This is a genomic window from Micrococcus sp. 116, assembly GCF_902506395.1.
Classification (GTDB): domain Bacteria; phylum Actinomycetota; class Actinomycetes; order Actinomycetales; family Micrococcaceae; genus Micrococcus; species Micrococcus luteus.
Genome location: NZ_LR732370.1, coordinates 1,123,341 through 1,133,899, shown reverse-complemented (window position 1 = coordinate 1,133,899; position 10,559 = coordinate 1,123,341). Strand labels below are relative to the sequence as shown.

The 10,559-nt window shown below is 75.3% G+C and carries 7 protein-coding genes; 4 read left to right on the top strand and 3 right to left on the bottom strand.

The window, feature by feature from the left end:
* Positions 1-30: 30 nt before the first annotated feature.
* Entirely contained in the window at positions 31-1,062 is a 1,032-nt protein-coding gene (locus CITRIK5_RS05280) for a 3-oxoacyl-ACP synthase III (protein WP_145951517.1), read from the bottom strand.
* A gap of 143 nt (positions 1,063-1,205) precedes the next feature.
* Entirely contained in the window at positions 1,206-3,812 is a 2,607-nt protein-coding gene (locus CITRIK5_RS05275) for a DNA topoisomerase (ATP-hydrolyzing) subunit A (RefSeq protein ID WP_159833199.1), read from the bottom strand.
* Positions 3,813-3,860: 48 nt separating this feature from the next.
* Here CITRIK5_RS05275 and CITRIK5_RS05270 point away from each other — a divergent pair, with 48 nt between their 5' ends.
* The 3 genes from CITRIK5_RS05270 to CITRIK5_RS05260 are packed head-to-tail and all read left to right on the top strand — an operon-like array spanning position 3,861 to position 8,494.
* Complete coding sequence (locus CITRIK5_RS05270; protein ID WP_159833197.1) at positions 3,861-6,590, top strand: GNAT family N-acetyltransferase; 2,730 nt, start codon at positions 3,861-3,863, stop codon at positions 6,588-6,590.
* 57 nt (positions 6,591-6,647) lie between these two features.
* Positions 6,648-7,316, top strand: coding sequence for a DUF5998 family protein (locus CITRIK5_RS05265; RefSeq protein ID WP_036382843.1), 669 nt, complete (start codon positions 6,648-6,650; stop codon positions 7,314-7,316).
* Complete coding sequence (locus tag CITRIK5_RS05260) at positions 7,313-8,494, top strand: alkaline phosphatase family protein (protein WP_095354128.1); 1,182 nt, start codon at positions 7,313-7,315, stop codon at positions 8,492-8,494. Before CITRIK5_RS05265 ends, CITRIK5_RS05260 begins: the two co-directional genes overlap by 4 nt.
* A gap of 30 nt (positions 8,495-8,524) precedes the next feature.
* Here the strand turns inward: CITRIK5_RS05260 and sepH are convergent, their stop codons facing one another.
* A complete protein-coding gene (gene sepH / locus CITRIK5_RS05255; RefSeq protein WP_123244104.1) occupies positions 8,525-9,949 on the bottom strand; it encodes a septation protein SepH in 1,425 nt (474 codons plus the stop codon).
* Between the two features lie 291 nt (positions 9,950-10,240).
* Between sepH and CITRIK5_RS05250 the strand changes: the two genes are divergently transcribed.
* Complete coding sequence (locus CITRIK5_RS05250) at positions 10,241-10,540, top strand: DUF4193 domain-containing protein (protein WP_041104622.1); 300 nt, start codon at positions 10,241-10,243, stop codon at positions 10,538-10,540.
* The last annotated feature ends 19 nt before the right edge of the window (positions 10,541-10,559 follow it).

The window sequence follows — 10,559 nt, the reverse complement described above, 5'->3', positions numbered from 1 at the left end:
GATCTGGGGCATGGCTCTGGCTCCTTCAGCTCACCATTCGATCTCGAGCATCGCGGTGTTCAGGCCCGAGCCCACGCCCAGGCAGACCACCGTGTCCCCGTCCTCCAGGGAGTCCATCTCCCGCACGAGGGTGATGGGCAGCGACGCCGGGCCGACGTTGCCCAGCGTGGGGAACGTCGTCGGGATGCGCGCCGGGTCCAGGTGGGCGGACTCCGCGATCGCGTCGGTGTGCATCTGCGAGACCTGGTGGGTGATGAACCGGTCGGCCTCCGGCCACGCCCACTCCGCCGGGACGTCGTGCCACGCGTCCATCACGAGCTCGAGACCGTCCTTGAGCAGGGCGGTGGAGTCGGTGTACATGCCGTGGTGGTCGCCCACGCACAGGCCGTGGTGGTCGGTGCCGGCGCGGGTGATCCCGCGGACGATCCGATGGGCGTCCGGGTGGTCCTCGATGCGGCCGACGACGGCGGCGGCGGCCCCGGAGCCCAGCGTCAGGGACGCGAACTGCTCCATGAAGTTGCCGCGGTGCGTGGTCTCGGCGTGCAGGTTGGCCACGGTGGCGGCCTGCACCTTCGAGGCGTCCTCGGCGGCGACCACGACCGCGTAGTCGATCTGGCCGGCGTCCACGAGGGTGGAGGCGAGCATGAGGCCGTTGACGAACCCGAGGCACGCGTTCGTGATGTCGAAGTTGGTCGCCGAGGTCGGCAGCCCCATGAGGTGATGGATCCGCACGGCCACGGAGGGCTCGAGCGTGGCCCGGGTGACCGACGTGTTCACGAGCAGGCCCACCCGCTCCCGGGGGACGCCGGCCTGCTCCAGGGCCGCGACGCCGGCGCGGGCGGCGGCCTCCTGGAAGTCCTCGGTCTCGTCCCAGTTCCGACGGCTGCGCACACCGGCCACCCGCTCCAGGAGGGAGCCGGGCAGGCGCAGGCGGGTGAGCACCTCCGCCAGCTGGTCGTCGAGGTCCCGCGAGGTGACTTCGACGGGGGCCTCCACCTCGGTGACCGCCAGGAGGGCGGCGCGGGAGTACTCGTAGCTGGCGTTGCCGGACACGTTCGTCACCAGGACCAATCTGCGGGGGGTCGGGGGAGAGGGGGGCGCTCACCTGCGGTGAGACGACAGCCCACTGTATCGGAGGGGTCGGGCGGGGCGCCCATCCGGGGCGTCGATCGGCCCGAGGCGAACAGGCTCGCCCCGGACCGGGGTCAGTCCGCGGACACGGCCACGGCGTCGTCCTCGGCGGGCGGGACCGAGACGAGTTCGGGGGAGGCGCCGGCGCCGACGGCCTCGATGCGCTGGTCCACGGGCACGCCCGAGCCGTCCCGGCGCCCGTACTCGATCGGCAGCGCGCGGGCCACGCCGGCCCGGGAGGCCGCGAGCGCGGGCGCGGCGCCGATCCAGCCGAGCTCGAGGCCGCTCTCGCCCTTGAGCAGCCGGTGGGCGCGCACGCCGCCGGTGCCGCGGCCCTTGGCCGGATACTCCCCGAGCGGGGTGACCTTGACGGAGCCCGGGGCGGAGCCGAGCACGTCCGCCTCGCCGTCCGTCACGGTCACCACGACGGCGGGCCGCGGGTGGGCCGCGGCGTCCGCACCGGTCTCGGTGAGGGAGGCGGCGGGGGCCACCCCGAACGCGAGCACCGTGTCCCCGGCGGCCAGCCGGATGCCCGCGACACCGCCGCCGGCCGGGCCCTGGGGGCGCACGGCGGAGGCGGCGTAGCGCAGCAGCTGGCCGGTGCGGGTGAGGAAGACGAGCTGGTCGGCCTCGTCCGGGGCGGGGGCGGCGCCGACCACCGCGTCGCCGTCCTTCAGGGCGACGGCGTCGACGACCTGGCGGTTCAGGGGCCATTCCGGCCGGACGCGCTTGACGACCCCGTGGGCGGTGCCCAGCGCCAGGACGGCGTCCAGGGGGACCAGGGCCACGAGCGTCTCGCCCTTGGCCAGGGGCACCAGCTCCGCGGCGGGGAGGGCCGCGGTCATCGCGGGGGCCGCGGACGGCTCGCCGGCCGCCGGCAGGTCGACCGCCTGGAGGCGGTGCAGCGCGCCGGCGGAGGTGAGGGCCCCGATCTCGCCGCGGGCCGTCGTCGGGACCACGGAGGCGAAGGCGTCGTGCTTGCGGCGCCGGCCCTGCGGGGCGATCGGCGTGCGGTCCGCGGTGCGCAGCAGGCGTCCGGAGGTGGAGAGCAGGGCCCAGCACGCCGTGTCCGGGACCATCAGGTCCGCCCCGGCCTCCGCGGCGCCGGCGGGGGTCGGCCCGGACGGTGCGGGCCCGGCGGCGGGGGCCGCGGCGGTCTCGGCCTCGAGCAGGACCGTGCGCCGGTCGTCGCCGTGCTCGTCGGCGACGGCCTGCAGCTCGGCCGAGACCACCTCACGCAGCCGCGCGTCGGAGGCGAGGATCGCCTCGAGCTCGGCGATCGCGGCCTGCAGCTCGTCGCGCTCGGCCTCCAGCTCGATGCGGGAGAATCTCGTCAGCTGGCGCAGCCGCAGCTCCAGGATGTGATCGGCCTGCACCTGGGTGAGGTCGAAGACGCCCATGAGGCGGGTGCGCGCGGCCGCCGTGTCGTCAGAGGAACGGATGATCTCGATGACCTCGTCGATGTCCACGAGCGCCAGCAGCAGACCCTCGACGAGGTGGAGGCGGTCGCGGTGCTTGCCGAGGCGGTGCCCCGTGCGGCGCCGCACCACGTCCAGACGGTGGTCCACGTAGACCCGCAGCAGGGGCAGCAGGCCCAGGGTCTGCGGCTGGCCGTCGACGAGCGCGACGTTGTTGATCCCGAACGTCTCCTCGAGCGGGGTGTGACGGTACAGGGCGGCCAGCACGGCCTGGGGGTTGAACCCGGACTTGAGCTCGATCTGCAGGCGCAGCCCGTTCTTGCGGTCCGTCAGGTCCACGACGTCGGCGATGCCGCTGAGCTTCTTCGCGTCGACGCCGGCCTTGATCCGCTCGATGACCTTCTCGGGGCCCACGCCGTACGGCAGCTCGGTGACGACCAGGCCGGTGCGACGCGCGGAGACCTGCTCCACGGCGACGGCGGCCCGCATGCGGAACGTGCCGCGGCCGGTCGCGTAGGCGTCGCGGACGCCGTCGAGCCCCACGATCCGGCCGCCCGAGGGGAGGTCGGGGCCGGGGATGTGGGCCATGATCGCCTCGAGGTCCGCCTCGGGGTCCGCGAGCAGGTGGCGCGCGCCCGCCACGACCTCGCGCAGGTTGTGCGGGGCCATGTTCGTGGCCATGCCGACGGCGATGCCGGTGGTGCCGTTGACGAGCAGGTTGGGGTAGGCGGCGGGCAGCACGGCCGGCTGCTGGAGCTGGTTGTCGTAGTTGGGGACGAAGTCCACGGTGCCCTCGTCGAGGTCCGCGGTGAGCGCCAGGGCGGCCGGGGCCATGCGGGCCTCCGTGTAGCGCGGGGCCGCGGGGCCGTCGTCGAGCGAGCCGAAGTTGCCGTGCCCGTCCACCACGGGCAGGCGCAGGGAGAACGGCTGGGCGAGGCGGATCATCGCGTCGTAGATCGCGGCGTCGCCGTGGGGGTGCAGCTTGCCCATCACCTCGCCCACCACACGGGCGGACTTCACGTGGCCGCGGTCCGGGCGCAGGCCCATGCGGGACATCATGTAGAGGATGCGCCGCTGCACCGGCTTGAGGCCGTCGCGGGCGTCCGGCAGGGCGCGCGAGTAGATCACCGAGTAGGCGTACTCGAGGAAGGACGCCTCCATCTCCTCGGAGACGTCGACGTCGACGATGTTCTCCTGCTCCAGCGGCAGCGGGCGCGGGGCGTCCTGCTCGGCGGGGCGGGAACGGGATGAACGGGCCATCATGGTGGTCGGGGAGTCCTCACGGCGTCGGGGATTGTCTACAGTGATCCTATGGGTGAGACTGAAGCCGACCGCGGATATCCCTCCCATTGGGAGGCCGATGTGGTGCTCCGTGACGGCGCCACGGCCCACCTGCGGCCCATCTCGCCCGAGGACGCCGCCGAGCTGCAGCGCATGCATGCCGGGCAGTCCGAGAACTCCATCTACCTGCGCTACTTCACGTACAAGTCCGAGCTGAGCGCCAAGGACCTGGACCGGTTCACCCACGTGGACCACCGGGACCGGGTGGCGTTCGTGATCACCCGCGGCGGCCGCCTGCTCGGCGTGGGCCGCTACGACCGCTACGGGGACTCCGACGCCGCGGAGGTCGCCTTCAACATCTCCGACGCCGCGCAGGGCCGCGGACTGGGCTCCATCCTCATGGAGCACCTGGCCGCGGCCGCCCGCGAGAACGGCATCCGCCGCTTCACCGCCGAGGTCCTGCCCGAGAACCGCAAGATGCTCTCGGTGTTCCAGGAGTCCGGCTTCGAGGTGACCCGCCGGTTCGAGGACGGCGTCGTGGCCGTCGAGTTCCCCATCGATCCCACCGCCCGGTGGCGCGCCGTCGTCGAGTCCCGCGAGCACCGGGCCGAGTCCCGCAGCGTCGCCGAACTGGTCGAGCCCGCCTCCGTGGCCGTGGTCGGCGCCTCCCGCGATCCGCAGGCCGTCGGCTCGCTCGTGCTGCGCCACGTCCTCGAGGCGGGCTTCACGGGCACCGTCCACGCCGTGAACCGCGCCGCCGAGGACGTTCAGGGCCTCACCGCCCACCGCTCCCTGGCCGACATCGGCGAGCCGGTCGACCTCGTCGTCGTCGCGGTGCCCGCCGACGAGGTCGAGGCCCTCATCCCCGAGGCCGCCGCGGCCGGGGCCCAGGGGCTCGTGGTCCTCACCTCGGGCTACGCCGACGCCGGCGCCGAGGGACTCGAGGCCCAGCGCCGCCTGGTCTCCCTCGCTCGTGCCCACGGCATGCGCGTGATCGGCCCGGCCTCCACCGGTCTGGTCCGCACGGACCCCGCGATCCGCCTCAATGCCTCCCCGTCCCCGGGCCTGGCCCAGCGCGGCCCCGTCGGCCTGTTCAGCCAGTCCGGCGCCGTCGGCGCCATGGTCTCCGCCGGCGTCAAGCGCCGCGGGGTGGGGATCTCCACCTCGATCAGCGCCGGCAACCGTGCGGACGTCTCGGGCAACGACGCCATGCAGTTCTTCGAGGCGGACCCCCACACCGCCGCCGTCGGCGTGTACCTCGAGTCGTTCGGCAACCCGCGCAAGTTCTCCCGCATCGCCCGGCGGCTCTCCCGCACCAAGCCCGTCGTGGTGGTCCGCTCCGACGTCACCGGGCGCTTCCTGCCCCCGGGCCACGAGACCCGCACCACCCAGGCCCCCGAGGGCACCGTGGACTCGATGCTCGACCAGACCGGCGTGCTCGAGGCCCACACGCACGAGGCCATGCTCGACATCCTCATGGCCGTGGCCAGCCAGCCGCTGCCCACGGGCCACCGCGTCGTCCTCGTGGCCGACTCGCTCGCCCTGGACCGGCTGGGCCGCGACGCCGCGGCCGAGGCCGGGCTCGAGGTCACGGCCACCGTCGGCCTCGTCGGCAGCGAGCAGGGCATCGCCCCGCCCGCCGACACGCTGGTCTCCGCCGTCCGGGACGCCGTCTGCCACGAGCAGGCCGACGCCGTCGTGGTGCTGGCCCGCCTCGGCCTGCACCAGGCCGACGACGAGCCGGAGCGGCTGGCCCACGCCCTCGCCGACGCGACCCGGGACGCCCGCATCCCCGTGCTCGGCTGCCTGACCGACGTCGTCTCCCCGCGCTACCGCGGCGCCACGCTCGGCGCCACCGGGCCCGTGGGTGACGACGCCGAGCCCGGCTCCCTGCAGCCCGGTCTGCCCTTCTACCCGTCGCCGCAGCAGGCCATGACCGTGCTCGGCGCGCTCGCGGACTACGTCCACTGGCGCCGCCAGGAGGTCGGCGAGCCGCTCGAACCGACCGGCCTGCACCCGCACGAGGCCGAGGAGCTCGTGGAGGCGGCCGCCGCGCGTGCCGAGGGCACCGAACTCGTCCGGCTCTCCGACGAGGAGACCGAGACGCTGCTGGGCCACTACGGGATCACCGTGCTGCCCTCGGCCCGGTTCGAGACCGCCGACGAGGCCGTGGCGGCCGCCGAGCGGCTCGGCTTCCCCGTGGCGCTCAAGGCCGTGGACCCCCACCTGCGGCACCGACTCGACCTGGGCGGCGTCCGCCTGAACGTGGTGGACGCCGACTCCCTGCGCCGCAACGTCGAGCACATGCGCCGTCTGCTCGCGCCGTTCGGCGTGCGCGAGCTCGAGGTCCAGGCCATGGCCCCCGCCGGGCAGGCCTGCATGCTCACGGCGCTCGAGGACCCGCTGCTGGGCCCCGTGGTCTCCTTCGGCATCGCCGGCGACGCCACGGACCTGCTGGGGGACTGGGTGCACCGCGTGCCCCCGCTCACGGACCGGGACGTGGCCCGCATGGTCCGCGCCCCCCGCGCCGCCGTGAAGCTGCGCGGCACCGGCGGGGTGCCCTCCGTCGACCTCGCCGCGCTGGAGGACCTCGTGGGCCGCGTCAGCGTCCTCAAGGACGACCTGCCGCAGGTCGCCCGCCTGCGCTTCGCGCCCGTGCTGGCCGCCCCCGAGGGCGTGACGGTGCTGCAGGCCGAGGTGCACGTCGCCAACGCGGCCCGCCGCACCGACTCGGCCCGGCGCGCGCTGCGCGGCCGCTGACCGGGCCGTCCACAGCGGGCCCGGACGGCCCGGCACCGGACCCGTAGCATGGGGGACATGAGCCCGTTCCGCAGGAGTCACGAGCCCGGCCGTCCCGACCACCGCCCCGACGCCCCCGAGGCCGAGGGCCGGCAGCGCGAGGCCCGCACCCTGGACGGCAGCGGCGGCCTCGACGCCTCGCTCGTCCGCGCCGGCTTCTACCCGGACCTCGTGGCGCACGCCATCGCCGTCGAGCTCGAAGGCCGCACCCCGGACGCGCACCTCGTCCACGTGGACACGCACTTCGACTACGAGGAGATCCACCGGCACATCACGGCCCTCGTGCTCGCCGGGGACACCCTGCTGGCCGTCCACCTCGACGACCACGCCGCCGACCCGGCCGGCCAGGCGGTCCTCGCCCAGGTCTCCACCGAGATGGTCCCGGTCCGCGCCCTCGGCTCCGTGGTCCTGACCACCGGCCACGCCGACCCCGCCCGCTTCCGGCCGTCCGACCCCGTGGCCGAGATGACCCTCGGGCTGATGTGGGCCGGAGGCCAGCGACTGGACCTGCAGCCCGCCGGCTGCGCCGACCCCCAGTGCGACCTCGACCACGGCTACACCGGCACCGCCACCCGCGAGGACCTCGTGATCCGCGTCGCCGCCGACGCCGACGGGCAGGGGGCCGTCGACGGCGCCCTGGCCTTCGCCCGGGCCCTGCGCCGCGCCCACCTGGCGGCCACCACGTGACGGGGCCCGCCCTCCCCGCGGGCGTGGTCCCCGCCGACCGTGCCCTGCGCTCCGTCCTGACCTCCGCCGCGGCCGCCCTCGGTGTCCCGGGCTGTGAGAACGCGCTCGCGGTCCCGGCGGGCCGCCGCGTGGTCGTCGCCCTGGTGGACGGCCTTGGACGGTCCCTGCTGAAGCGCTTCGGCGGCCACGCCCCCACGCTGCGCTCGGCGATGGCCGACGGCGGCCGCGTCCTCGAGGTGGCCGTGCCCACCACGACGGCCGCCTCCCTCACGAGCCTGGGCACCGGGCTGGACGTCGGGGAGCACGGCGTGGCCGGCTACGACGTGCTCGACCCGGACCGGGACGTGGTGATCAATCAGCTGGGCGGCTGGGACGAGGCCACCGACCCGGTGGGGTGGCAGCCGAAGCCCACCGTGTTCGAGCGCGCCGCCGCGGCCGGCGTGGACGCCGTCACGGTCTCGCTGCCCGCCTTCGAGCGTTCGGCCCTGACACGGGCGGGGCTGCGTGGCGGCCGGTTCGTGGCCGGTCGCACCCTGATCGCCCGCGCCCAGGCCGCCGAACGCGTGATGAAGGACGCGCGCGTGCCCACGCTTGTCTACTTCTACGTCAACGAGCTGGACAAGGCCGGCCACCGGGACGGCGTGGGCTCGGAACGGTGGCTGCACGCCCTCGAGGAGATCGACGCGGCGGTGCGGCGCCTGGTGGACCGCGTGCCCGCCGGGACGGTGGTGCTCGCCACCGGCGACCACGGCATGGTCGACGTGCCGCCGTCGCGCCGCGTGGACTACGCCGCCCTGGACGAGGCCGGGGAGCTCGCCGACCCCGCGCTGCTCGAGGGGATCGCGCACACCGCGGGGGAGCCCCGCCTCGTGCAGCTGCACTTCCGGTCCGACGCGGGTCCGGACGTGCGCGAGAGGGTGCGGCGCACCTGGGCCGAGCGCTACGGGGCGCACGCGTGGGTGCTCACGCGGGACGAGGCCGTCGACGCCGGCTGGTTCGGCGCCGTCGTCGAGGACCGGGTCCGTGCCCGCATCGGGGATCTGCTCGTCGCCGTGCACGGGGATCTTGCCCTCTACGACGGCCGGCGGGTGCCCCCGCACGCCTTCGAGATGGTGGGCCAGCACGGCGCGCCCACGCGCGCCGAGCGGGAGGTCCCGCTGCTCACCTGGCACCGCTGAGCCCGCCCCGCGGCCGGGGCCGGGCCGGGGTCAGTCGCCCTTGCGGCCGAAGACGATCTCGTCCCAGCTGGGCACGGACGCGCGGCGAGCGGCCGAGCGGGCCCGGGGGCGCGGCGTGACGGTCGGCATGGCAGGGCGCGCGGCACGCTCGCGAGGCGCGGGCTCCGCCCCCTCGTCCTCGACACCCGCGTCCGCGACGTCTGCGGCAGTGTCCTCGGCGCGGTCGGTCTCGGCGGCCGGTTCCGGCGCGTCGACGACCGGGGCGTCGTCGGCGGTCGTCAGGGCCCCCTCGGCGTCGACCGGGGCGAGCCGCTCGGGCGCCTGGGCGGCCTCGCGCCGACTCCGGTCCTGGTGCTCGCGAGCGATCAGGTGCGCGAGCGCGTCGTCCGACTCCAGGTCCGCGCCCACACGCTGACCCCGGCGCACCCGCAGGATCTCCAGCAGATCGGCGTCGCGGTCGGCGGCCGGGGAGTGCGCACCCGCGGGGGTCACGGCGTCCTCGGCGTCCACGTCGTCCGTCACCGGTTCGGCCGCGGGGGCGCGGGGGACCAGGTCCCAGGCCTCCGCCTCGGACAGGGCGCGGGCCCAGGCGTTCTCGGGTTCGAGGTGGCGTCCGGCCGGGCGGAACGTCCAGAGCGCCGGCGGCTCCTCGCGGGTGGGCAGACTCCTCGCGCCGGCCACGGCGAACCGGGCGGCCACGGTCCAGCCGGCCTGGTCCTCGCGCCACGCGTCCCACTCGAGGCTCGCCTCGTCCACGCCCAGCTCGGCGAGTCGGTGCGCGGCGAGCTCGCCGAGCGTCGTGGGGCCGCCGTCCTGGACGAGGTCCGCGTAGAGGTCGGGCCCGCCGACCCAGACCTCGACGGCGCGGGCCTGTCGGGCGATCCAGTCGCGCTCGGCCAGGACGGGGTGACCGTAGGTGCGGATGCGCGAGAACGCGTTCCCGCTCTCCCGGGCGACCTGCTCCACGGAGGCGCCCGCACGGATGCGCTGCTGGATCTCCCGGGGGGTGAGGGGCTCGGCCTCGTGGGTCGCGGCGGCCTTGATGGACTCCTGGTCGGTCAGCGGCGCCGGGGTCGGGCCGTCTGCGGTCTCATCGTCGGCCGCGGGCTGCGGGTCGATGCGGGGGGTGAGCGCGAGGTCCTCGTCCGGACGGGTCGGGCCGGAGGGCACGTCGGGAGCCCGCTCGCCCTCCTCCGCGGCATCGTCGGCCTGCGTCGTCGCGTCCACCGGTCCCTCGGCGTCCTCGTCGCCCGTCCCGGGGACGTCCGTCTCCGTCATGTCGTGCCAGGCCGCGGGGCCGCCCTCGGCCGGTCGCACGGCCTCGGGCGCAGCGCCCTCGATGACCAGCCGGCGCAGATAGGGGGAGAGGGCGAGCGTGTGCTCCTCACCCTCGGGCCCCGACAGGCGCAGCGCGTCGCCGTCCTCGGTGGGTCCGGTCAGTCGCAGCTCTGCCATGGCGGTGGTCCCTCCCACATCGTGTTCTGGTCACCGGGCATGTGGACGCCCGGCCGGGCATGCCCCGATCCTAGCCGCCGTGCCGCAGACCACGGCCCGGGCGAGGGACGAGCGGCCGCGGGAATCCGCCCTGGGCGAGCGTGCCCGTCAACATTTGGCACGGGTTCGGCCATGGTGCACAATCTACGCGCAACGGCGCAGGCCGGTGACGCGTGGTCCGCCCACGACGCCGTCCGCGCAGTGCCGGCACCGGTCCCGGTGCCGTCCCCCACCAGCGGAGCGTGAAACCCCATGGCCACTGACTACGACGCCCCTCGCAAGAACGAGGAAGAGCTGAGCCAGAACTCCATCGAGGAGCTGAAGGCACGGCGCACGGACACCCAGTCCGCCGTCGTGGACGAGGACGAGGCGGAGGCCGCCGAGGGGTTCGAGCTGCCTGGCGCCGACCTCTCGGGTGAAGAGCTGATGGTGCGGGTGCTGCCCGCCCAGTCGGATGAGTTCACCTGCGCCTCCTGCTTCCTGGTCCGCCATCGCTCGCAGGCCGCGCGTGAGAAGAACGGCCTGATCTACTGCAGCGACTGCGAGGGCTGAGCCCCCGCCGCCGGGGCGG

Excerpts from the sequence above, each read along its gene's own strand:
- CITRIK5_RS05275 (WP_159833199.1), bottom strand. The coding sequence starts at position 3,812 with ATGATGGCCCGTTCATCCCGTTCCCGCCCCGCCGAGCAGGACGCCCCG.
- CITRIK5_RS05265 (WP_036382843.1), top strand. The coding sequence starts at position 6,648 with ATGAGCCCGTTCCGCAGGAGTCACGAGCCCGGCCGTCCCGACCACCGC.
- CITRIK5_RS05250 (WP_041104622.1), top strand. The coding sequence starts at position 10,241 with ATGGCCACTGACTACGACGCCCCTCGCAAGAACGAGGAAGAGCTGAGC.
- sepH (WP_123244104.1), bottom strand. The coding sequence starts at position 9,949 with ATGGCAGAGCTGCGACTGACCGGACCCACCGAGGACGGCGACGCGCTG.
- CITRIK5_RS05270 (WP_159833197.1), top strand. The coding sequence starts at position 3,861 with ATGGGTGAGACTGAAGCCGACCGCGGATATCCCTCCCATTGGGAGGCC.